The sequence below is a fragment of the Streptomyces sp. NPDC051582 genome, from assembly GCF_040681715.1.
Taxonomy (GTDB): Bacteria; Actinomycetota; Actinomycetes; order Streptomycetales; family Streptomycetaceae; genus Streptomyces.
Map to the genome: position 1 here is coordinate 81,816 of NZ_JBFAZJ010000001.1, position 21,570 is coordinate 103,385.

General features: G+C 70.5%; 20 protein-coding genes and 1 riboswitch. Of the genes, 12 read left to right on the plus strand and 8 right to left on the minus strand.

The window, feature by feature from the left end; genetic code table 11:
• Positions 1-40 precede the first annotated feature (40 nt).
• Positions 41-454, plus strand: coding sequence for an anti-sigma regulatory factor (locus tag AB0M92_RS00395; protein WP_030153599.1), 414 nt, complete (start codon positions 41-43; stop codon positions 452-454).
• Entirely contained in the window at positions 451-1,509 is a 1,059-nt protein-coding gene (locus AB0M92_RS00400) for an RNA polymerase sigma factor SigF (RefSeq protein WP_366099880.1), read from the plus strand. Before AB0M92_RS00395 ends, AB0M92_RS00400 begins: the two co-directional genes overlap by 4 nt.
• A 39-nt stretch (positions 1,510-1,548) precedes the next feature.
• On the opposite strand, the gene AB0M92_RS00405 is transcribed toward AB0M92_RS00400, so the two are convergent.
• A complete protein-coding gene (locus AB0M92_RS00405) occupies positions 1,549-1,986 on the minus strand; it encodes a hypothetical protein (RefSeq protein WP_366099881.1) in 438 nt (145 codons plus the stop codon).
• An 84-nt stretch (positions 1,987-2,070) separates the two neighbouring features.
• Here AB0M92_RS00405 and AB0M92_RS00410 point away from each other — a divergent pair, with 84 nt between their 5' ends.
• Both AB0M92_RS00410 and AB0M92_RS00415 read left to right on the plus strand, forming a co-directional pair.
• On the plus strand, positions 2,071-3,036 hold the full coding sequence (locus AB0M92_RS00410) for a diacylglycerol kinase family protein (RefSeq protein ID WP_099889547.1): 966 nt from the start codon (positions 2,071-2,073) through the stop codon (positions 3,034-3,036).
• A gap of 322 nt (positions 3,037-3,358) precedes the next feature.
• A complete protein-coding gene (locus AB0M92_RS00415; RefSeq protein WP_004937597.1) occupies positions 3,359-3,616 on the plus strand; it encodes a WhiB family transcriptional regulator in 258 nt (85 codons plus the stop codon).
• Positions 3,617-3,784: 168 nt separating this feature from the next.
• Here the strand turns inward: AB0M92_RS00415 and AB0M92_RS00420 are convergent, their stop codons facing one another.
• Together AB0M92_RS00420 and AB0M92_RS00425 are read right to left on the minus strand one after the other, a co-directional pair.
• Positions 3,785-5,254 carry a PAS domain-containing sensor histidine kinase gene (locus tag AB0M92_RS00420; RefSeq protein WP_366100316.1) on the minus strand — a complete coding sequence of 490 codons (1,470 nt, stop codon included), beginning with the start codon at positions 5,252-5,254 and terminating at the stop codon, positions 3,785-3,787.
• Positions 5,255-5,639: 385 nt separating this feature from the next.
• On the minus strand, positions 5,640-6,233 hold the full coding sequence (locus tag AB0M92_RS00425) for a TetR/AcrR family transcriptional regulator (protein WP_366099882.1): 594 nt from the start codon (positions 6,231-6,233) through the stop codon (positions 5,640-5,642).
• Between the two features lie 85 nt (positions 6,234-6,318).
• On the opposite strand from AB0M92_RS00425, the gene AB0M92_RS00430 reads away from it, so the two are divergent.
• Positions 6,319-7,080, plus strand: coding sequence for an SDR family oxidoreductase (locus tag AB0M92_RS00430; RefSeq protein WP_366099883.1), 762 nt, complete (start codon positions 6,319-6,321; stop codon positions 7,078-7,080).
• Between the two features lie 194 nt (positions 7,081-7,274).
• The gene (nagB, locus tag AB0M92_RS00435; RefSeq protein ID WP_366099884.1) at positions 7,275-8,060 is read left to right on the plus strand and encodes a glucosamine-6-phosphate deaminase; all 786 of its coding nucleotides are present in this window, start codon (positions 7,275-7,277) and stop codon (positions 8,058-8,060) included.
• Positions 8,061-8,132: 72 nt separating this feature from the next.
• On the opposite strand, the gene AB0M92_RS00440 is transcribed toward nagB, so the two are convergent.
• The 4 genes from AB0M92_RS00440 to AB0M92_RS00455 all read right to left on the minus strand — a co-directional run bounded on the left by AB0M92_RS00440 (position 8,133) and on the right by AB0M92_RS00455 (position 12,954).
• Complete coding sequence (locus AB0M92_RS00440) at positions 8,133-9,641, minus strand: glycoside hydrolase family 3 protein (RefSeq protein ID WP_366099885.1); 1,509 nt, start codon at positions 9,639-9,641, stop codon at positions 8,133-8,135.
• 6 nt (positions 9,642-9,647) lie between these two features.
• The gene (locus AB0M92_RS00445; protein ID WP_366100317.1) at positions 9,648-10,484 is read right to left on the minus strand and encodes a carbohydrate ABC transporter permease; all 837 of its coding nucleotides are present in this window, start codon (positions 10,482-10,484) and stop codon (positions 9,648-9,650) included.
• Positions 10,485-10,546: 62 nt separating this feature from the next.
• On the minus strand, positions 10,547-11,563 hold the full coding sequence (locus AB0M92_RS00450) for a sugar ABC transporter permease (protein ID WP_366099887.1): 1,017 nt from the start codon (positions 11,561-11,563) through the stop codon (positions 10,547-10,549).
• Between the two features lie 104 nt (positions 11,564-11,667).
• Complete coding sequence (locus AB0M92_RS00455) at positions 11,668-12,954, minus strand: extracellular solute-binding protein (RefSeq protein ID WP_366099888.1); 1,287 nt, start codon at positions 12,952-12,954, stop codon at positions 11,668-11,670.
• 286 nt (positions 12,955-13,240) lie between these two features.
• Between AB0M92_RS00455 and AB0M92_RS00460 the strand changes: the two genes are divergently transcribed.
• The 3 genes from AB0M92_RS00460 (at position 13,241) to AB0M92_RS00470 (ending at position 16,560) form a co-directional block, all read left to right on the plus strand.
• Positions 13,241-14,005, plus strand: coding sequence for a GntR family transcriptional regulator (locus tag AB0M92_RS00460; RefSeq protein ID WP_030153577.1), 765 nt, complete (start codon positions 13,241-13,243; stop codon positions 14,003-14,005).
• Positions 14,006-14,212: 207 nt separating this feature from the next.
• Positions 14,213-16,366 carry a carbon starvation CstA family protein gene (locus tag AB0M92_RS00465; RefSeq protein ID WP_366099889.1) on the plus strand — a complete coding sequence of 718 codons (2,154 nt, stop codon included), beginning with the start codon at positions 14,213-14,215 and terminating at the stop codon, positions 16,364-16,366.
• A complete protein-coding gene (locus tag AB0M92_RS00470; RefSeq protein ID WP_366099890.1) occupies positions 16,363-16,560 on the plus strand; it encodes a YbdD/YjiX family protein in 198 nt (65 codons plus the stop codon). The genes AB0M92_RS00465 and AB0M92_RS00470 overlap by 4 nt, the downstream gene beginning before the upstream one ends.
• Before the next feature lie 55 nt (positions 16,561-16,615).
• Here the strand turns inward: AB0M92_RS00470 and AB0M92_RS00475 are convergent, their stop codons facing one another.
• Positions 16,616-17,200: a Uma2 family endonuclease gene (locus tag AB0M92_RS00475; RefSeq protein ID WP_366099891.1), complete on the minus strand. Its 585-nt coding sequence runs from the start codon at positions 17,198-17,200 to the stop codon at positions 16,616-16,618.
• A gap of 78 nt (positions 17,201-17,278) precedes the next feature.
• Here AB0M92_RS00475 and AB0M92_RS00480 point away from each other — a divergent pair, with 78 nt between their 5' ends.
• The 3 genes from AB0M92_RS00480 to AB0M92_RS00490 all read left to right on the plus strand — a co-directional run bounded on the left by AB0M92_RS00480 (position 17,279) and on the right by AB0M92_RS00490 (position 21,527).
• Positions 17,279-17,779 carry a GNAT family N-acetyltransferase gene (locus AB0M92_RS00480; RefSeq protein WP_366099893.1) on the plus strand — a complete coding sequence of 167 codons (501 nt, stop codon included), beginning with the start codon at positions 17,279-17,281 and terminating at the stop codon, positions 17,777-17,779.
• Positions 17,780-17,824: 45 nt separating this feature from the next.
• Positions 17,825-17,966: riboswitch (cobalamin riboswitch) on the plus strand.
• Positions 17,967-18,111: 145 nt separating this feature from the next.
• The gene (locus tag AB0M92_RS00485; protein ID WP_366100319.1) at positions 18,112-20,514 is read left to right on the plus strand and encodes a ribonucleoside-diphosphate reductase subunit alpha; all 2,403 of its coding nucleotides are present in this window, start codon (positions 18,112-18,114) and stop codon (positions 20,512-20,514) included.
• Positions 20,514-21,527 (plus strand): ribonucleotide-diphosphate reductase subunit beta, encoded by a 1,014-nt coding sequence (locus AB0M92_RS00490; protein ID WP_366099894.1) that lies wholly within the window; start codon positions 20,514-20,516, stop codon positions 21,525-21,527. Before AB0M92_RS00485 ends, AB0M92_RS00490 begins: the two co-directional genes overlap by 1 nt.
• Positions 21,528-21,570: the final 43 nt, after the last annotated feature.

Sequence of the window (21,570 nt, forward strand, 5' to 3'; positions counted from 1 at the left end):
GTCACCGGCGAACAGAGCTCGTACCACCTTGGAGGTGAGGGTGTCCCAGATCGCAGGCGAGCCCGGGACCCAGGACTTCGTGGAAGTCCGGCTGCCCGCTGCGGGTGCCTACCTGTCGGTGCTGCGAACGGCCACGGCCGGTCTCGCCGCACGTTTGGACTTCACCCTCGACGAGATCGAGGACCTCCGCATCGCGGTGGACGAGGCCTGCGCGATCCTGCTCCAACAGGCCGTGCCGGGCTCCGTCCTCAGCTGCGTGTTCCGGTTGGTCGACGACTCGCTGGAGGTGACGGTCTCCGCACCGACCACGGACGGACGTGCGCCCGAACGCGACACGTTCGCCTGGACCGTCCTGTCGGCGCTGGCCGGCAAGGTCGAGTCCACGGTCGAGGAGGACCGGACGGTGAGCATCAGCCTCTACAAACAGCGCGGCGCGGGTCCAGGCCCGGCGTGAACGGCGGGGAGATCCCGGTGCGGGGCGGGGATCGGCCCCGGGTACGGCACGAGGTCGACGGCGGCGTCCCGGAGCAGCAGCACGCCCGGCCGCACCCGGCTGACGCGGATGCGGAAGACGGCTTTTTGGACTCGGCGGAGCGACGGGCGGGCCCTATGAGCGAGAACCAGCACGAAGAACCACACGTTTCACAGCCACCCGGGTCCGCTGCCACGGCCCCGGACACGGAACCGGAACCGGTGGGGGCACAGGTGGAGGCGGGTCCGCCGGTGCTGCCGGTGCCCCCGGTGCTGCCCGATCCGCGCGACCGCAGCGGCGCGCGGGCCCTGTTCATCGAGCTGCGGGCGCTGCCCGACGGCTCGGTGGAGAAGGCGGAGCTGCGCAACCGGCTCGTGCGGATGCACCTGCCGCTGGTCGAGCACCTCGCCCGGCGGTTCCGCAACCGCGGTGAGCCGTTGGACGACCTGACCCAGGTCGCCACCATCGGTCTGATCAAATCGGTGGACCGCTTCGACCCGGACCGCGGGGTGGAGTTCTCCACGTACGCGACACCCACCGTCGTCGGCGAGATCAAACGGCACTTCCGCGACAAGGGCTGGGCCGTGCGCGTGCCGCGGCGCCTGCAGGAGCTGCGGCTCTCGCTGACCACGGCCACCGCCGAACTGTCCCAGCAGCACGGCCGCTCCCCCACCGTCCACGAGCTCGCCGAACGGCTCGGGATCTCCGAGGAGGAGGTGCTGGAGGGGCTGGAATCGGCCAATGCCTACAGCACGCTCTCCCTCGACGTTCCCGACACCGACGACGAGTCGCCGGCGGTGGCGGACACCCTGGGCGCCGAGGACGAGGCCCTGGAAGGGGTCGAGTACCGCGAGTCGCTCAAGCCGCTCCTGGAGGGACTGCCCCCGCGGGAGAAGCGGATCCTGCTGCTGCGCTTCTTCGGCAACATGACCCAGTCGCAGATCGCGCAGGAGGTCGGCATCTCGCAGATGCACGTCTCGCGCCTGCTGGCCCGCACCCTGGCCCAGCTGCGCGAGAAGCTCCTCGTGGAGGAGTAGGAACGACGGCGGGGACGGCGGTACGGATCGCAGTACGGGCTATCGGGTCTGCTCGCCGGGCCCGATTCCCAGCGCCTCGGTCGCCGTCGGGTTCACCAGCAGGGCCACGACGGCCACCGCGGCCACGGCCAGCGCCACGGCGGCGGCGATCATCGCCCCGCCCGTGGAATACAGGGTCCACGCCACCGGCAGCGCCATCAGCTGGGTGATCAGCGCGGGCCCGCGGCTCCAGCGGCGGCCCAGCCGCAGCCCGCGGGCCGCGATCAGCGGCAGCGCCGCGAGCACGAACAGGGTGATCCCGCCGGTCTCCGCCTGCTGCGGGGAGTCGGCGTCGCCGGCGATGCCCACGAACAGCAGGTACGCACCGAGGCCGGCCAGCGCCAGACCCTCCAGGGCGGTCAGCGCGGCGGCGGCGCCGAGCCGCCGGGGCAGGGGGGCGGTCGGCCGGGCGGGGGCGGGGGTGGGCTTCGTACTCACCCCAGCAGGGTAGCCGCGCCCGCCCGGCCCGGTACGGGACGGGCAGTATGGGCGGCATCCGTACGGGTCGGTAGGCTGGCGGTCATGCGTGCACTTCTCGTGGCCAATCCAGCAGCAACGACCACCAGTGCGCGCACGCGCGACGTCCTGACCCACGCCCTGGCCAGCGAGATGAAGCTGGAGGCGGTGACCACCGAGTACCGCGGGCACGCCCGGGATCTCGGCCGCCGGGCGGCCGAGCACGGCATCGACCTCGTCGTGGCGCTCGGCGGCGACGGCACGGTCAACGAGGTGGTCAACGGACTGCTGCACAACGGGCCGGACCCGGAGCGGCTGCCCCGGCTCGCGGTGGTCCCCGGCGGGTCGACCAACGTGTTCGCCCGCGCGCTCGGACTGCCGAACGACGCGGTCGAGGCGACCGGCGCGCTGCTCGACGCACTGCGCGAACAGCGCGAGCGGACGGTGGGGCTGGGACTGGCGGCCGGCACGCCGGGCACGGAGGACGAGTCGGTTCCGGCGCGCTGGTTCACGTTCTGCGCGGGCTTCGGTTTCGACGCGGGAGTGGTGGGCCGGGTCGAGCAGCAGCGGGAACGCGGCAAGCGTTCGACGCACGCCCTGTATGTACGACAGCTCATGCGCCAGTTCTGGGACGAGCCGAACCGGCGCCGTGGCGCGGTGACGCTGGAGCGCCCCGGCGCGGATCCCGTGACGGACCTGGTGCTGTCGATAGTCTGCAACACCTCGCCCTGGACGTATCTGGGGAATCGTCCGATTTACGCCTCGCCGGAGGCGTCGTTCGATACTGCGCTTGACGTATTGGCACTCAATCGTTTGTCAACTCCGGCCGTCGCCCGCTACGCCACACAGCTCCTGACCTCGACTCCTGAGCGGGGCCCGCGCGGCAAGCATGCGGTGTCTCTGCACGATCTGACGGACTTCACCTTGCATTCGAAGGTTCCACTTCCGTTCCAGATGGACGGAGACCACCTCGGCCTGCGCACCAGCGTTCGGTTCACAGGCGTACGCCGTGCACTGCGTGTGATTGTGTGAGTGGAAGGGCCGAAAGTCCTTCTACTCGAACGTTTACACGCCGGTCCACCCTCACGATGTAGGGCTGTGACCTAGTAGACACCGACGAATCAAAAAAAACTTTCCGGAAGGGGTTGTATCCCCGTCCGAGGTTTGCGAATCTCTTCATGGCGATCGGGACAGCCCGCAGAACCCGGCACCCACACAGACCGCCAGAACCCCTCCACGAGTCCCTGACTGACCTTCCAGGAAACTGGGCGGTCGCCCTTCCCTCACGGGGGGATTCGTGAAAGCGTTCACATTCACAAGCAACCTGCCCGCAATACAAGGAGATGGAGCAGCCATGGACTGGCGTCACAACGCCGTTTGCCGCGAGGAAGACCCGGAACTCTTCTTCCCCATCGGCAACACCGGTCCTGCGCTGCTGCAGATCGAGGAAGCCAAGGCCGTCTGCCGCCGCTGCCCCGTCATGGAGCAGTGCCTGCAGTGGGCGCTTGAGTCCGGTCAGGACTCCGGCGTCTGGGGCGGTCTCAGCGAGGACGAGCGCCGCGCGATGAAGCGCCGCGCCGCTCGCAATCGGGCGCGCAACGCCACCGCCTGACATCGACTTTCGAGCCTCGAGCCGCAGCGCGTAGCAATACCACACCAGCGCTCAGCAACGTGCTCTTGAGCCCCGGACCGAGAAGTTTCGGTCCGGGGCTCAGTGCTGTCCGGAGCGGGCCCGCTCGATGACCCCCGGGTCGCGTCACGCTCGGTAACCGAACGATCGTTACTTCTGCGGGCTGGCCGGGATGTCGAGGACGACCTTGGTGCCGCGCGGTTCGGCCCGGAGCATGTCGAACGTGCCGCCGAGCTCACCCTCGACCAGGGTCCGGACGATCTGGAGTCCGAGGTTCCCGGCACGCTGCGGGTCGAAGCCCTCGGGCAGGCCGCAGCCGTCGTCGAGCACCGTGATCAGCAGCCGGCCGTCCGCGCGGCCGGAGCCGGTGCGGGTCGCGGAGACCTCGACCCGGCCGCCCTCCCCCTGGGTGAAGGCGTGCTCCAGGGCGTTCTGGAGGATCTCGGTCAGCACCATCGACAGCGGAGTGGCCACCTCCGCGTCCAGGATTCCGAACCGGCCGGTGCGCCGGCACTCCACCTTGCCGGGCGAGATCTCGGCGACCATCGCGATCACCCGGTCGGCGATCTCGTCGAACTCGACGCGCTCGTCCAGGTTCTGAGAGAGCGTCTCGTGCACGATCGCGATCGATCCCACCCGGCGCACGGCCTCGTTGAGCGCCTCGCGGCCGCCCTCGGAATCCATCCGGCGGGCCTGCAGCCGCAGGAGTGCGGCCACGGTCTGAAGGTTGTTCTTCACCCGGTGGTGGATCTCCCGGATGGTCGCGTCCTTGGTGATCAATTCGCGTTCGCGACGGCGCAGTTCCGTGACGTCCCGGCACAGGACGAGGGAGCCGATGCGGACGCCCTTGGGCTTGAGCGGGATGGCGCGCAGCTGGATGACCCCGCCGTTCCCCTCGACCTCGGTCTCGCGCGGGGCCCAGCCGCTGGCCAGCTTGACGATGGCCTCGTCCACGGGACCGCGGGTGGGGGCGAGTTCGGAGGTGGTCGTGCCCAGGTGCTGGCCGACGAGGTCGGCGGCGAGGCCGAGCCGGTGGTACGCGGACAGCGCGTTCGGGGAGGCGTACGTGACCACGCCGTCGGCGTCGAGGCGCAGCAGGCCGTCGCCGGCGCGGGGCGAGGCGTCCATGTCGACCTGCTGGCCGGGGAACGGGAAGGAGCCGGCCGCGATCATCTGGGCCAGGTCGGAGGCGGACTGGAGGTAGGTGAGCTCCAGTCGGCTCGGTGTACGCACAGTGAGCAGGTTGGTGTTCCGGGCGATCACTCCGAGTACCCGGCCCTCGCGGCGCACCGGGATCGACTCGACGCGCACGGGCACCTCCTCGCGCCATTCCGGGTCCCCCTCGCGCACGATCCGGCCCTCGTCGAGCGCGGCGTCGAGCAGCGGGCGGCGGCCGCGCGGGACCAGGTGGCCGACCATGTCGTCCTGGTACGAGGTGGGGCCGGTGTTGGGGCGCATCTGCGCGACCGAGACGTACCGGGTGCCGTCGAGGGTGGGGACCCACAGCACGAGGTCCGCGAAAGAGAGGTCGGAGAGCAGCTGCCACTCCGAGACCAGCAGGTGGAGCCACTCCAGGTCGGTTTCACTGAGAGCGGTGTGCTGGCGTACGAGGTCGTTCATGGAGGGCACGGGCCGAGCGTACCCCGGGTATGGGCCATGACTTTCCCCACGGCCACTACTCAGGAGTATCCAGGAGGCACTCGGGCCGCGTACTGTTGGATGAAGTGACGGGATCACAGAGCCCGCCATTGGATGGACAGAACAGATTGGTCTAGTCCACAATTGCCTTATGCTTCCGCCCTCCCCGCACAGGAGGACGGATAGAGGTAAGCCGCGCGCTCTGCCCTGACCGCGCAGGCACCTCCCACCGGCCGCCGGGAACCGCACACCCGCCGGCCGTAAGTACTCCGGGCTACGGTGCCGGACGGGTTGAGGGTCCCGACCCGGCACCGTGGCCCAGAGGAATGCGGACTCCGCCGCCGAATTCCGGGGATTCCTTCCCCGTCTACCGCGGCCAGGCCCCCATGGCCAGTTCCGCCACCGCTTCCAGTTCCTCCCGGCCCGCGCCGTCGCGCGACTGCTGGGACATCCCGATGAGCACGGCCAGCGCGTAGCGGGCCAGCGCGTGCGCGTCCGTACCGGCGGGCAGGACTCCGGCGGCCACGTCGGCCCGGATCCTGTGCTCGAACATCTCCAGGTTGGCGTCGCGGCGCTCGCGCAGGGCCTGCGCGACGTCCTGCGAGGTGGTGTTGACGGCCGCGCTGATCACCAGGCAGCCCGGCGGATGGGCCGGGTCGGTGTAGATCCCGGCCGCCTCGCGCAGGACGCGCCGCAGCCCCGCCCCGGCGGTGGGCTCCTCGGACAGGGCCGCGCGCGCGAAATCGGTGTACCGGCCGCCGTAGACCGCCACGACCTCGCCGAAGAGCTTGCGCTTGTCACCGAAGGCCGCGTAGAGGCTGGGCGCGCCGATGCCGAGCGAGGCGGTCAGGTCGGAGATCGAGGTCGCCTCGTAGCCGTGCTCCCAGAAGGCCAGCATGGCCTTGTCGAGGGCCGCGCCGCGGTCGAAGGAGCGGGGCCTGCCGCGCTGTCCGGTCACCATGGGCAGATTCTATAGCGGGCGCTATGGAATCTGGTACGGTCCCTTTCTGTAGCGACCGCTATCGAATGCTGAAGGGGGGCGCGTCATGGGCGTGCTCAAGGGGAAGACGGCACTGGTCACGGGTGGCAGCCGGGGGATCGGACGGGCGGTGGCACGACGCCTCGCCCGGGACGGGGCGCTGGTCGCCGTGCACTACGGACGGAACGGGGCGGCGGCGAAGGAGACGGTCGCGGCGATCGGGGAGGCGGGCGGGCGGGCGTTCGCGATCGGGGCCGAGCTGGGAGTGCCGGGCGACGCGCAGGCGCTGTGGGCGGCGTACGCGGAGCACCCGCTGCACACCGACGGGGTGGACATCCTGGTCAACAACGCGGGCGCGGCCGCCTTCGCCGGGATCGCGGACACCGACGAGGAGACGTACGACCGTGTCCACGCGCTCAACGCGAAGGCGCCCTTCTTCGTGATCAAGCACGGGCTGGCGCGGCTGCGGGACGGGGGCCGGATCGTGAACGTCACCGGCACCCCGGAGATCGCCCTGCCGGCGATCCTGGCCACCATCACGGCCAAGGGCGCCGTGAACGCGCTCACCCGGTCACTGGCCGCCGAGCTGGCCCCGCGCGGGATCACCGTGAACTCCGTGGGACCCGGGGTCACCGACACCGAGCTCAGCGCGGGCTGGCTGGCCGACCCGGCGGCGCGGGCGCACGCGGCCTCCCGCTCGGTGTTCGGGCGGGTGGGCACGACGGAGGAGGTCGCCGACGTGGTGGCCTTCCTGGCCTCGGCGGACGCCCGCTGGGTGACGGGCCAGCACCTGGACGCGACGGGCGGCCTCCGGCTGTCGCTGATCTGAGCCGCGAACCCGCCCCCGCGTTCCGCGATCCCCGGGCGGAGCCGGGCTGCACGTCCCGGCGGGGAGGCCGACGATGGGAGGGGACGGGAGGGAAAGGGAAGCGAACGGGAGTGTGCGGGGACCGGCCGGAGGCGGCCCTCCTCTGCTAGATTGGTCTATACCACACCGTCACACTCCAGATCGGCAGGCCCCGCGTGGAAGTTGTCATCGTCCCGGACGCCAAGGCAGGCGGCGAGCTCATCGCGGAGGCCATGGCCGCCCTGGTCCGCCGCAAGCCCGACGCCCTGCTCGGCGTGGCGACCGGCTCTACCCCGCTGCCCATCTACGAGGCCCTGGCCGCCAAGGTGAAGGCCGGGGAGGTCGACGCCTCCAAGGCGCGGATCTGCCAGCTCGACGAGTACGTCGGCCTGCCGGCCGGGCACCCGGAGTCCTACCGCGCCGTCGTGCTGCGCGAGGTCGTGGAGCCGCTGGGCCTGTCGGAGGCCTCCTTCATGGGGCCGGACGGCTCCGCCGAGGACATCTCGGCCGCGTGCGAGGCGTACGACCGCGCGCTGGCCGGGGCGGGCGGCGTGGACCTCCAGCTGCTCGGCATCGGTACGGACGGGCACATCGGCTTCAACGAGCCGTGCTCGTCGCTGGCGTCGCGCACCCGGATCAAGACGCTGACGGAGCAGACGCGGATCGACAACGCGCGCTTCTTCGACGACGACCTGGACCAGGTCCCGCACCACGTCATCACCCAGGGGATCGGGACGATCCTCGACGCCCGGCACCTGGTGCTGCTCGCAACGGGCGAGGGCAAGGCGGAGGCCGTCGCGCAGACGGTCGAGGGCCCGCTGTCGGCGCTGGTCCCGGCGTCCGCACTCCAGTTGCACCGGCACGCGACCGTCGTCGTGGACGAGGCGGCGGCCTCGAAGCTGAAGCTGGCGGACTACTTCCGCCACACCTACGCCGACAAGCCCGCGTGGCAGGGGCTTTAGGCGGCGCCGCGCCACGCGTGAAGGGCCGGGCCTCCCCTTGCGGGGGCCCGGCCCTTCTTCCGCGCCCGGGGGTCACGCCCCCGCGATGACCTCCGCCGCCGCGGTGCCGCAGACGCGGGAGGCGCCGTGCGTGGCGATGTGGAGGGCGCCCCGGGGGGTGGCCCGGGGGACGCCCATCTCCACCACCACCGTGTCCGGGCGGGAGGCGATCAGGGTGTCCAGGGCCCGCGCCATCCACGGGTGGCGGTGCTCGTCGCGGACCACCGCGACCACCGTGCGCTCGCCCGCCGCCGCCAGGACGTCCCCGGCCGCGGCGCCCTCCGGGTAGACGCCCGAGGCGGTTCCCGGCACCAGCGCGGCCAGCTCCGCCGCCACGCCCCACGGGGTCTCGTCGCCCACCGCGATGTTCGCGACGGGGGCGAGCGTGGCGACGTACGGGGCGGTCACGGGCGCGGCCGTGCCCGTGACGACCAGCGCTCGGCGGGCCGCCGCCAGGCCGATGCCGGGCGCGCTCCCCTCCTGCTGCGCGCCCGGCGCGGCGGCGGCCCGGGCCTGCCGGGTCCATGAGGCCAGCGCCCGTACCCGGGCGGCGGCGTCGGCGAGCCGCTCCGCCGGGAGCGCTCCCTCCCGTACGGCCGCGACCAGGGCGCCCTGCAGCCGCAGCACGGTGGCCTCGTCGGCGAGCCCGCCGCCGACGCAGATCGCGTCGGCGCCGGCCGCGATGGCCAGCACCGAGCCGCGCTCGATGCCGTACGTCCCGGCGATGGCGTTCATCTCCATGCCGTCGGTGACGATCAGGCCCTCGTAGCCGAGCTCCTTGCGCAGCAGCCCGGTCAGGATCTGCGGGCTGAGCGTGGCCGGGCGGGTCGGGTCGAGGGCGGGCACGAGGATGTGCGCGCTCATCACGGCCTTGGTGCCGGCCGCGATGGCCGCCTTGAACGGGACCAGCTCGCGGGCGACCAGCGTGTCCAGGTCCGCGTCGATGCGCGGCAGCGCGTGGTGCGAGTCGACGTTGGTGTCGCCGTGGCCCGGGAAGTGCTTGGTGCAGGCGGCGACGCCGGCGCCCTGGAGGCCCTCGACGTAGGCGGCGGTGTGCCGGGCGGCGAGGTGGGTGTCGGCCCCGAAGGACCGTACGCCGATGACCGGGTTGTCCGGGTTGGAGTTGACGTCGGCGGACGGGGCCCAGTTGAGGTTGACCCCGCACTCGGCGAGGCGGCGGCCCAGCTCGCGGGCGACGTCGCGGGTGAGGCCGGTGTCGTCGACGGCGCCGAGGGCCAGGTTGCCGGGGAAGGACGAACCGCCGCGGACCTCCAGGCGGGTCACGTCGCCGCCCTCCTCGTCGATGGCGACGAGGACGTCGTCGCGTTCGGCCCGCAGCTGCGCGGTGAGCGCGGCGAGCTGCTCGGGCGAGGCGATGTTGCGGCCGAAGAGGCCGACGGCGGTGAGCCCTCGGCCGATCTGGCGGAGCAGCCAGGCGGGGGCGGTGGTGCCCTCGAAGCCGGGCTGGAGGACCGCGAGGGCGTCGCGGGTCAGCTCGTCGTTCGCGTCGGAGTGGGTCACGCCGTGCGCAAGGACGGTCATGTGGCGTTATCCCTTCACGGCGCCGGCGGTCATGCCGCCGACGGCCTTGCGCTGGAGGAAGACGAAGATCACCAGGACCGGGACCGCGAACAGCGAGGACGCGGCCATGGTGGCGCCCCAGTCGTTGCCGAAGGCGGTCTGGAACTGGGTCAGCCACAGGGGCAGGGTCTGGGCGGTCTTGTCCTTGTTGAGGATCAGGACCATCGCGAACTCGTTCCAGGCGGTGATGAAGCCGAAGAGCGAGGTGGACATCAGGCCGGGGGCCAGCAACGGGAAGATCACCTTGCGGAAGGCCTGGCCGCGGGTGCAGCCGTCGATCTGGGCGGCCTCCTCCAGCGTCACCGGGACCGCGGCGATGAAGCCGCGCAGGGTCCAGATGGTGAAGGGCAGGACCATCACGAAGTAGATCGCGGTCAGCAGCGGGAGGCTGTTCAGCATCTCGGCGTCGCGGGCGATCATGTACATCGCGATGACCATGACCTCCCAGGGGGCCATCTGCGCCATCATCACGCCGAGTACGAGGCCCTTGCGGCCCTTGAACTTCATCCGGGCGATCGCGAAGCCGGCGGCGAGGGCGACGACGAGGGCCAGGGCCACGGCGCCGACGGTGACGACCAGGCTGTTCGTCACGTACGTCCAGAACAGCTCGACGCCGGTGGCCTTGGTGAAGTTGTCCAGCGTCGGGGTGAAGACGAAGACGGGGTCCTTGGAGAGGATCTGCCCGGACGGCTTGAGCGCCGAGGAGAACATCCAGTAGACCGGGAAGACGAAGACCACGGCCACGACGAGCGCGCCCAGGTTCTTCGCCACCGCGGCGGGGCGCAGCGGGCGGCGCTTGCGCAGCCGCTGCGCGGGCGCGGCGGAAGTCGGCGCGGCGGGTGCGGGCTTCGGGGCGGTCGTGGTGCTCACTGCTCCTCCTCCTGCTTCAGGATCAGGCGGAAGTAGAAGGACATGACGATCACGAGCATCACGATCGTCAGGACGGAGATCGCTGCCGCGAGCGCGTAGTGGCCCTGGCTCTGGCCCTCGACGAAGGCGAAGACGGGCAGGGTCTCGGAGGCGCGGTCGGGGCCGCCGCGGTTCATCGCGTACACCTGGGTGAAGGCCTTGAAGACCCAGATCACCTCAAGGAACGTGGTGACGGTGAAGAACGGCTTGAGGCTGGGGAAGACGACCTGCCAGAACGTCTGCCAGCCGTTGGCGCCGTCCATCCGCGCGGCCTCGTAGAGCTCGCCGCTGACGGTGGTCAGGCCGGCGTACATGTTGAGGGCGACGAAGGGGACGGAGCCCCAGACCACCAGGACCGTGACGATCGTCAGGGTGGAGAGGCCGGTCTCGAACCAGTTGTGCTGCTCGTAGCCGGAGAAGCCGAGGGTGCGCATGACCCAGTTCATGACGCCGAACTGCTCGTCGAACAGCCACTGGAAGACGGTGACCGACGCGACGATCGGCATCGCCCAGGCCATCACCAGCGCCATCGACAGGACCAGGCGCATCCACGTGCCGAGGCGGTTGAGCAGGATGCCGACGAGACTGCCGATCAGCATGATCAGCGCGACGTTGGCGGCGGTGAAGGCGAAGGTGCGGACGACGACGGTCCAGAAGTGCGTGTCGCCCAGCAGCTGCGTGTAGTTCTCGACCCCGTTGAAGGGGGCCTTCCGCTGGATGAACTCGATCTTGTCGACCTTCTGGAACGACAGGATCACGTTCTTGGCGAGCGGGTACAGCAGCAGTGTGGCCAGGCTGAGGACCGCGGGCCCGATCAGGAGGTACGGCAGCCAGCCCGCGGGAAGCTGCTTTCTGCCCCGGCGCGGAGCCGGCGGACCGGCTCCCTTGGTCGTGGGCGGCGTCTGCTGCCCTCCGGCGGACTTCGGTGGTGCGTCCTGTGGAGCGGTCACCGCTCCCTGGGAGTGCACGGTCATGTCTTGGTTACCTCGGCTGCGGTCGGGCGTCGCACAGGTCTGTCAATGCGCGACCGGGGGTGCGGCGGGCGCGTGGGCGCCGGCCGCACCCCCGGTGCTACGTGCTACTTGTTGATGCGGCTCGCGATTTCCTTGTCCGCGTCCGCGCCCGCCTTGGCGGCGTCCTCACCCTTCAGGACCTTGGTCATGAACTCCTTGAGCGGGTTGGGCTCGGTCTCGACGTTCGCCCAGCCCGGGGTGACCGGGGTGATGCGGCCGTTGACGCCGCCCTTGCCCATGGCCTCGGCGAAGGAGCCCGCGGCGGGGGTGAAGTTCGCGCCGGCCTGATTCGGGAGCAGCGCGCCCTTGGTCTCGGCGGCGTACTTCGTCATCTGGTCCTTGCCGGCGGCCAGCGCCAGCCACTCCTTGGCGAGCTCCTTGTTCTTGGAGCGCTCGGCCACGGCGAGGTTCGAGCCGCCGAGGAAGACGGTGCCCGGCTTGTCGGCCGTCTTGCCCGGGATCGGGAAGTAGCCGAAGTCGGCTTCCTTGCCCGCGTCCTTCAGGGCCTTCTCCGCACCGCCGGCCTCCCAGCCGAGACCGATCCAGGAGGCGACGCCGCCCTTGGGAACGACGTCGGTGGACTGCTGCGGGGTGGCCTCGTCCTTGTCCTTGGGGGCGGTGGAGTACGCCTGGAGCTTCTTGTAGAAGTCCATCGCGGACGCGGCCTGGGGGGTGCCGAGGCCGCCCTTCCACTTGTCGCCGTCCTTGACGGCGAGCTCGCCGCCCTCGTCCCAGATGAAGCCGGCGAGGACGTACCAGCTCTGGCCGGGGAGGTAGATGGGCTGCGAGGCGGGGTCCGCGGCCTTGAGCTTGTCGAGGCCCGCGATCCACTCGTCGCGGGTGGTCGGCGGGGTGACGCCGGCCTTGGCGTAGGCCTTCTTGTCGTACACGACGACGCGGTTGGCCGCGTACCAGGGGGCGGAGTAGAGCTTGCCGTCGTACTCGGCCGAGGCGAGCATGCTCTTCTGCCAGGCGTCGGAACCGAGCTTGGCCTTGTCCTTGGTCAGGTCGGCGAGGCCACCGGTGACGGCGTAGCCCGCGGTCTGGGTGTTGCCGAGCTCAAGGACGTCCGGCGGGGTGTTCTCGGAGAGGGCGGTGGTGACCTTCTCCTGGATGCCCTTCCACTGCTGCTCTTCGACCTTTACGGTGACACCCGGGTGCTTGGCGGAGAACTCCGCGTTGACCGCGTCGATCCATGCCTTGGGCGCGGAGCCGTCCATCACCCAGACGGTGATCTCCTTGGCGCCGCCGGCGTCGGTCTTGCCCTTGTCGTCGCCGTCGTTGCCACCGCACGCCGCGAGGCCGATCACCATGCCCGCGACTCCGACCGCCGCGATGAGCTTGCGCTTCACGCCACCCTCCTCAGGGATGCTCTGCACTTCCCTCGCCCGCCGCGGTTGACGTACCAAGTACTGCCGTGGGGCCGGGATCTGATCCATATTGGTTTAGACCAGTAACCGGAGCTTGGCCTAGACCTTTAGGGGTGTCAAGGGTCTAATGAGCGGGTGATCGGTCCGTTACCGGACCGACACCTGGGGGAGGGAGGAGGCCTGTCCTCCCACCCGTGTCACGATGTGACCGCACATATCGGAGGAGCCGGTGACGGCAGCGAAACTGGAGTCGGGAAGGCGGGCGGCGATGTCCACCGAAGGGGCGACCACCGAGCCGGAGGGCGGGGCGGCCACTCGCACGGCGCGGGTGCCCAAGTACTACCGACTCAAGCGGCACTTGCTCGACATGACCGAGACGCTGCCCCCGGGCACGCCGGTGCCGCCGGAGCGCACGCTCGCGGCCGAATTCGACACCTCCCGCACCACCGTGCGCCAGGCTCTCCAGGAGCTCGTCGTCGAGGGCCGGCTGGAGCGCATCCAGGGCAAAGGCACCTTTGTCGCGAAACCGAAGGTCTCGCAGCCGCTCCAACTGTCCTCGTACACGGAGGACATGCGGGCGCAGGGGCTGGAGCCCACCTCCCAACTCCTGGACATCGGCTACGTGACGGCCGACGACACCCTGGCCGGGCTCCTCAAGATCGCCACGGGCGGCCGGGTCCTGCGCATCGAGCGGCTGCGCCTCGCCAGCGGGGAGCCGATGGCCATCGAGACCACCCACCTCTCGGCCAAGCGCTTCCCGGCGCTGCGCCGGTCGCTGGCGAAGTACACCTCCCTCTACACGGCGCTGGCCGAGGTGTACGACGTACGGCTCGCGGAGGCCGAGGAGACGATCGAGACCTCCCTGGCCACCCCGCGCGAGGCGGGCCTGCTGGGCACCGACGTCGGCCTGCCGATGCTGATGCTCTCCCGGCACTCCCTCGACGCCGACGGCGAGCCGGTGGAGTGGGTCCGCTCGGTGTACCGCGGCGATCGTTACAAGTTCGTCGCCCGACTCCAGCGCCCCGCCGTCTGATTCGTAGTTGACTCTCGTTCCGCTATGCGGACGGGGGCTTACGTTCACCGGGCGGGCCCCCGTAGATTCCCTGCCTTTACGCAGATGATCAACGAGGGGACGAGGATCATGCCGGAACCGGAAGCAACTGGAACAGAACGGAACGCGGCGAGTCCGGGCACGGCGGCGGACTCGCCTTCCGCACCGGACGGTGGCGCGGCAGGGGGCATGAGCCCGAAGTCCGTTGCCGTCTGGGTGCTCGTCGCCCTCGTCGGGGCCCTCGGCTGGGGCATCCTCGCCCTCTCGCGCGGCGAGGAGATCTCGGCCGCCTGGCTGCTCGCCGCCGCGCTGGGCTCGTACGCCATCGGCTACCGCTTCTACGCGCGCTTCATCTCCGACCGGGTCCTGAAGGTCGACAAGACGCGTGCCACTCCCGCCGAACGCCTTGACAACGGTGTCGACTTCCACCCCACCGACCGCCGCGTGCTGTTCGGCCACCACTTCGCCGCCGTCGCCGGCGCCGGCCCGCTGGTCGGCCCCGTGCTCGCCGCGCAGATGGGTTACCTGCCGGGCACCATCTGGATCGTCGCGGGCGTCATCTTCGCCGGCGCCGTCCAGGACATGGTCACCCTCTTCTTCTCCACCCGCCGCGACGGGCGCTCCCTCGGCCAGATGGCCCGCGACGAGATCGGCCCGGTCGGCGGAGCCGCCGCCCTGGTCGCCGTGTTCGCCATCATGATCATCTTGCTGGCCGTGCTCGCGCTGGTCATCGTCAACGCGCTGGCGCACTCCCCCTGGGGCGTGTTCTCCATCGGCATGACCATCCCGATCGCGCTCTTCATGGGCTTCTACCTGCGCGTCCTGCGCCCGGGCCGGGTCACCGAGATCTCCGTCATCGGCGTCGCGCTGCTGCTGCTCGCCATCGTGGCGGGCGGCTGGGTCGCCGACTCCTCGCTGGCGGGCACCTTCACGCTGGAGAAGGAGACGCTGGTCCTGTGGATGGTGGCGTACGGGTTCATCGCCTCGGTGCTGCCGGTGTGGATGCTCCTCGCGCCCCGCGACTACCTCTCCACCTTCATGAAGGTGGGCACCATCGCCCTGCTCGCCATCGGCGTGGTCGTCGCCATGCCGACCCTGAAGATGCCCGCGGTCACCGATTTCGCCGCCCGCGGGGACGGGCCGGTGTTCGCCGGTTCGATGTTCCCGTTCGTCTTCATCACCATCGCCTGCGGGGCCCTTTCCGGCTTCCACGCGCTGGTCTCCTCGGGCACCACTCCCAAGATGATCCAGAAGGAGACCCAGGTCCGGGTCATCGGCTACGGCGCGATGCTGACCGAGTCCTTCGTCGCCGTCATGGCGATCATCGCGGCCTGCATCATCGAGCCCGGCCTCTTCTTCGCGGTCAACTCCCCCGCCGGCGTCATCGGCACGACCGTCGAGACCGCCTCGCAGGCCGTGACGAACTTCGGCTTCGCCATCTCGCCCGAGTTCCTCGCGCAGGCCGCGAAGGACGTCGAGGAAACCAGCCTGCTGTCCCGTACGGGCGGCGCGCCGACGTTCGCACTCGGAATGTCGGAGATCTTCTCCTCCGTGCTCGGCGGCGCCGGACTGAAGGCGTTCTGGTACCACTTCGCCATCATGTTCGAGGCGCTGTTCATCCTGACCACCCTCGACGCGGGCACTCGGGTCGGCCGGTTCATGCTCCAGGACACCCTCGGCAACGTGCACAAGTCCTTCAAGGACGTGAGCTGGAAGCCGGGCGTGTGGCTGGCCAGCGCGGTGGTCGTGGGCGGCTGGGGCTACTTCCTGTGGGTCGGCATCAAGGACCCGCTGGGCGGCATCAACCAGCTGTTCCCGCTGTTCGGGATCGCGAACCAGCTGCTCGCCGCGGTGGCGCTGGCCGTCTGCACCACGCTGCTGGTGAAGTCCGGGCGGCTCAAGTGGGCCTGGGTGACCGGGGTCCCGCTGGCCTGGGACGTGGCGGTCACGCTGACCGCGAGCTGGCAGAAGGTGTTCTCCGAGGACGTGAAGGTCGGCTTCTTCGCTCAGCGCGACAAGTACCAGACCGGGATCGACGCCGGGAAGGTCCTGCCGCCCGCCAAGAACATGGGCGAGATGCACACGATCGTCACGAACGCGACGGTCGACGGCGTGCTGTCGGCGCTGTTCGCGATCCTGATCGTCATCGTGCTGGTGGACGCGGCGCGGACCTGCCTGAAGGCGGCCGGAAACCCGGAGGCCGTCAGGCTGTCCGAGGTCCCGTGGTCCGAGTCGAAGATCATCGCTCCGGCCGGGCTCATCGCCACGCCCGAGGAGCGGGCGGAGCTCGCCGCCGCGGGCCTGGACTCGGGCGGCGGCCGCGTGAAGGAGCCGGTGGCGTGAGCGGGGTCCGCGCGGCGCTGGCGAAGGCGCGGTACTTCGTACGGGAGTTCTCGGGCGAGGCGGCGTACGACCGCTACGTCGCGCACGCCCGTACGCACGACCCGGACGCCGAGGTCCTGACCCGCCGGGCCTTCGAACGCGCCCGCACGGACGCGCGCGAGGCCGACCCCCGGGAGGGGTTCGGCTGCTGCTGAACCCTGACTCGCCGAAGGGCCCCGCCGGACATTCCGGCGGGGCCTTCGTGCGTGTTCAGCGCACCCAGTCCTTCAGAGGCTCGGTCGGGAAGGAGAACCCGACGGGGTCCGGCAGCTCGACGTCCTTGCCGAAGGGGATGGTGCGTACCGTCTCGTACAGCTTCCCGTTGGGCTCGCTGTGGACTTGCACAAGGCAGTTGTCCCGGTCGATGAGGAGGTAGACGGGAATGCCGGTCGCCGCGTACGCGCCGGGCTTCGCCTTGCGGTCGCGTGCGTCGGTGTCCGAGTCGTACGACGTAACCTCGACGACCATCAGGACAGGAGCCGGGTCGGCCCACTCCCCCTGCCCTTCGAATGCGCCATCCGGGGCAAGGGACGCATCCGGGCGTGCCCGACCCGAACGGTACTGCTCGACCTTCAGGCCGCGTTCCACGTGGAGCCAGACCTCGGGCCGGTGCTGCATACAGATGCGGGACAGCCACACGACGATTCGGTCGTGATCTCCGTCAGGCACCGCTTTGACCCCCAGCTTCCCGTCGATGAATTCCAACCGCAGCCCCTCCACCTCTCTGGCGCCTATGCGCGCAAGGGTCTCGAAGTCCTCGGTCAGCATCTGGGGCCGGTCTGTCATCACGGTCATGCCTCGCTCGCCCTTCTCGACGGTGCTGCCTCCGACGATAGTGCCGGGCACCGACACCCGTCCGGCACACTCGACCGCATGGACATCGTGATCAGGGAAGCGCTGGCGGCGGAGTACGGAGCGCTCGGGGACATCACCGCGCAGGCCTACCTCGGCGACGGGCTGCTCACCTTCGGCGAGGACGATCCGTACCTCGCGCGGCTGCGGGACGTGGCCGGGCGGGCGGCCGACGGGGTGATACTCGTCGCCGCCACCGGTGACGGCCGGCTCCTCGGGAGCGTGGCCTTCGCCGCGCCCGGGAGCCCGCTGTGCGACATCGCCGTGGCCGGCGAGGCCGAGTTCCGGATGCTGGCCGTCGCCCGGGAGGGCCGCGGGCGGGGCGCCGGGGAGGCGCTGGTACGGGCCTGCGTCGACCGTGCCCGTGCCATCGAGGGCGTACGGCGGCTCGTGCTGTCGACCACGCAGGACATGGTCGGCGCCCACCGGATCTACCAACGGCTCGGCTTCGTGCGCACGCCCGAACGGGACTGGGAGCCCGTTCCCGACCTCCCTCTGCTCACGTACGGTCTCGAACTGTAGCCACGCCGACACAACGCCGACACAACATCTAGGGGGTCGCACAGGAAGCGGCCCCCACATGTATGCTCGTGCTCGCTGTCGTCGCAGGGGAATCCGGTGCGAATCCGGAACTGTCCCGCAACGGTATGAAGTACACCCATTGGTGTCACCGCAAGTCCGAGGACCTGCCGACAGCGCGCCCGGCTCGACCGAACCGGGTGCCGATACGTCCGGGCCTCGCGGTTGGGCCGGTGGACGCCGCGCGGTGCTGCCCTGCCATGCCCGCGCGCGCCCGCTCGCGCCGACGCCGCAGGTGTCCCGGAGCCGAGCGAGGGAGAGCTCCCCCCGTGACCATCGCGCCTTCCGCACCGCGCGCCGAGTCCGACCCGTCCGACACCGGAATCGAGACCGGGGGACCTGGGGCCGCACTGCTGCGAACCCTCACCGAGCTGACGGCCGACCTCCCCGACACCGACCCGGGCCGGGTCGCCGCCGCCGCCCTGCGCGGCCGCAGCGCCGCGGCCGACGAGGCCGAACTGCGCGGCCTGGCCACGGAGGCCGCCGCCGGTCTCATCTCCGAGGACCCGGCGTACTCCCGGCTCGCCGCCCGGCTGCTGACGCTGGCCGTCGCCGAGGAGGCCGCGGGCCAGGGGGCCACCTCCTTCTCCGCCTCCGTCGCGGTCGGCCACCGCGAGGGCCTGATCGCGGACCGCACCGCCGAGTTCGTGGCGCTGCACGCGAGCCGTCTGAACGCGCTGGTCGAGCACACGCTCGCCGAGGGCGCCGACGACCGCTTCGGCTTCTTCGGCCTGCGCACCCTGCACAGCCGCTACCTGCTGCGCCACCCGATCACCCGCCAGGTCGTCGAGACCCCGCAGCACTTCATGCTGCGCGTGGCCTGCGGCCTCGCCGAGAACGACAGCGTCCAGGCCGTCGAGGAAGTGGCCTCGCTCTACCGGCTGATGAGCCGCCTCGACTACCTGCCGTCCTCCCCCACGCTCTTCAACTCCGGCACCCGGCACCCGCAGATGTCCTCCTGCTACCTGCTGGACTCCCCGCTGGACGAGCTCGACTCGATCTACGACCGCTACCACCAGGTCGCGCGCCTGTCCAAGCACGCCGGCGGCATCGGCCTCTCGTACTCCCGCATCCGCGCCCGCGGTTCGCTGATCCGCGGTACGAACGGCCACTCCAACGGCATCGTGCCGTTCCTGAAGACCCTCGACGCCTCCGTCGCCGCCGTGAACCAGGGCGGCCGCCGCAAGGGCGCCGCCGCCGTCTACCTGGAGACCTGGCACGCGGACATCGAGGAGTTCCTGGAGCTCCGCGACAACACGGGCGAGGACCAGCGCCGTACGCACAACCTGAACCTGGCGCACTGGGTGCCGGACGAGTTCATGCGCCGCGTGAACGCGGACGCCGACTGGTCGCTGTTCTCCCCGGCCGACGTGCCCGAGCTGGTCGACCTGTGGGGCGACGCGTTCGACGCCGCGTACCGCAAGGCCGAGGCGGCGGGCCTCGCCCGCAAGACCATGCCCGCCCGCGACCTGTACGGCCGGATGATGCGCACCCTCGCGCAGACCGGCCAGGGCTGGATGACCTTCAAGGACGCCTCCAACCGCACGGCGAACCAGACCGCCGAGCCGGGCACGGTCGTCCACTCCTCCAACCTGTGCACCGAGATCATCGAGGTCACCGACGACGGCGAGACGGCCGTCTGCAACCTCGGCTCGGTCAACATGGGCGCGTTCGTCATCGACACCGCCGGCGGCCGCGACATCGACTGGGAGCGCCTGGACGAGACCGTCCGCACCGCGGTCACCTTCCTCGACCGCGTCGTGGACATCAACTTCTACCCGACCGAGCAGGCGGGCCGCTCCAACGCCCGCTGGCGTCCGGTGGGCCTGGGCGCGATGGGCCTCCAGGACGTCTTCTTCAAGCTGAAGATGCCCTTCGACTCCCCCGAGGCGAAGGCCCTGTCCACCAAGCTCTCCGAGCGCATCATGCTGGCCGCGTACGAGGCCTCCTGCGACCTCGCCGAGCGCAGCGGCCCGCTCCCGGCCTGGGAGCAGACCCGCACCGCCCGCGGCGTCCTGCACCCCGACCACTTCGACGTGGAGCTGAACTGGCCCGAGCGCTGGGACGCCCTGCGCGCCCGGATCGCGAAGTCCGGCATGCGCAACTCCCTGCTCCTGGCCATCGCCCCGACGGCGACGATCGCCTCGATCGCCGGCGTGTACGAGTGCATCGAGCCGCAGGTCTCCAACCTGTTCAAGCGCGAGACGCTGAGCGGTGAGTTCCTCCAGGTCAACGCCTACCTGGTGGAGGAGCTGAAGAAGCTCGGCGTGTGGGACGCGCAGACCCGCGAGGCGCTGCGCGAGTCCTCCGGCTCCGTGCAGGGGTTCGGGTGGATCCCGGCCGAGGTGCGCGAGCTGTACCGCACGGCGTGGGAGATCCCGCAGCGCGGTCTGATCGACATGGCGGCGGCCCGTACGCCGTTCCTCGACCAGGCCCAGTCGCTCAACCTGTTCCTGGAGACGCCCACCATCGGCAAGCTGTCGTCGATGTACGCGTACGCCTGGAAGCAGGGTCTGAAGACCACGTACTACCTGCGCTCGCGCCCGGCGACGAAGATCGCCCGCGCCGCTTCCGCCAGCGCCGTGCCGGCCGCCGCCGCCCCGCTCCCGCAGGCCGTCGACGCCGATGCCCTGGCCTGCTCCCTTGAGAACCCCGAGTCCTGCGAGGCCTGCCAGTAATGAGCTCCACCGACAAGAACCTCCTGGACCCGGGCTTCGAGCTCACGCTCCGCCCCATGCGCTACCCGGACTTCTACGAGCGCTACCGGGACGCGATCAAGAACACCTGGACCGTCGAGGAGGTCGACCTCCACTCGGACGTCGCCGACCTGGCGAAGCTGACGCCCGCCGAGCAGCACATGATCGGCCGTCTGGTCGCGTTCTTCGCGACGGGCGACTCGATCGTCTCGAACAACCTGGTGCTGACGCTCTACAAGCACATCAACTCCCCGGAGGCGCGCCTGTACCTGTCGCGCCAGCTGTTCGAGGAGGCCGTGCACGTCCAGTTCTACCTGACGCTGCTCGACACCTACCTGCCCGACCCGGACGACCGCGCGGCCGCCTTCGACGCCGTCGAGGAGATCCCCTCGATCCGCGAGAAGGCCCAGTTCTGCTTCAAGTGGATCAACGAGGTCGAGAAGCTGGACCGGCTGGAGACGCAGGCCGACCGCCGTCGCTTCCTGCTGAACCTGATCTGCTTCGCCGCGTGCATCGAGGGCCTGTTCTTCTACGGCGCCTTCGCCTACGTGTACTGGTTCCGTTCGCGCGGTCTGCTGCACGGTCTGGCCACCGGCACCAACTGGGTGTTCCGCGACGAGACCATGCACATGAACTTCGCGTTCGAGGTCGTGGACACCGTCCGCAAGGAGGAGCCGGAGCTCTTCGACGACGCGCTCCAGCAGCAGGTCACGGACATGCTGAAGGAGGCCGTGGAGGCCGAGCTCCAGTTCGGCCGCGACCTGTGCGGTGACGGCCTGCCGGGCATGAACACCGAGTCGATGCGCGAGTACCTGGAGTGCGTCGCGGACCAGCGCCTGGTCCGCCTCGGCTTCCCGGCGGTGTACGGCTCGCAGAACCCGTTCTCCTTCATGGAGCTGCAGGGCGTCCAGGAGCTGACGAACTTCTTCGAGCGCCGCCCGTCGGCCTACCAGGTCGCGGTCGAGGGCACGGTCGACCTGGACGAGGACTTCTAAGTCCGCCGGTCCGGCGGCTTGATAGCGTCCCCGCCCATGGGGA

Bases quoted from the DNA above. Each gene is read 5' to 3' on its own strand.
- AB0M92_RS00410 (WP_099889547.1), top strand. From the start codon at position 2,071: ATGCGTGCACTTCTCGTGGCCAATCCAGCAGCAACGACCACCAGTGCG.
- AB0M92_RS00415 (WP_004937597.1), top strand. From the start codon at position 3,359: ATGGACTGGCGTCACAACGCCGTTTGCCGCGAGGAAGACCCGGAACTC.
- AB0M92_RS00420 (WP_366100316.1), bottom strand. From the start codon at position 5,254: ATGAACGACCTCGTACGCCAGCACACCGCTCTCAGTGAAACCGACCTG.
- AB0M92_RS00425 (WP_366099882.1), bottom strand. From the start codon at position 6,233: ATGGTGACCGGACAGCGCGGCAGGCCCCGCTCCTTCGACCGCGGCGCG.
- AB0M92_RS00430 (WP_366099883.1), top strand. From the start codon at position 6,319: ATGGGCGTGCTCAAGGGGAAGACGGCACTGGTCACGGGTGGCAGCCGG.
- AB0M92_RS00440 (WP_366099885.1), bottom strand. From the start codon at position 9,641: ATGACCGTCCTTGCGCACGGCGTGACCCACTCCGACGCGAACGACGAG.
- AB0M92_RS00450 (WP_366099887.1), bottom strand. From the start codon at position 11,563: ATGACCGTGCACTCCCAGGGAGCGGTGACCGCTCCACAGGACGCACCA.
- AB0M92_RS00460 (WP_030153577.1), top strand. From the start codon at position 13,241: ATGTCCACCGAAGGGGCGACCACCGAGCCGGAGGGCGGGGCGGCCACT.
- AB0M92_RS00465 (WP_366099889.1), top strand. From the start codon at position 14,213: ATGAGCCCGAAGTCCGTTGCCGTCTGGGTGCTCGTCGCCCTCGTCGGG.
- AB0M92_RS00475 (WP_366099891.1), bottom strand. From the start codon at position 17,200: ATGACCGTGATGACAGACCGGCCCCAGATGCTGACCGAGGACTTCGAG.
- AB0M92_RS00480 (WP_366099893.1), top strand. From the start codon at position 17,279: ATGGACATCGTGATCAGGGAAGCGCTGGCGGCGGAGTACGGAGCGCTC.
- AB0M92_RS00490 (WP_366099894.1), top strand. From the start codon at position 20,514: ATGAGCTCCACCGACAAGAACCTCCTGGACCCGGGCTTCGAGCTCACG.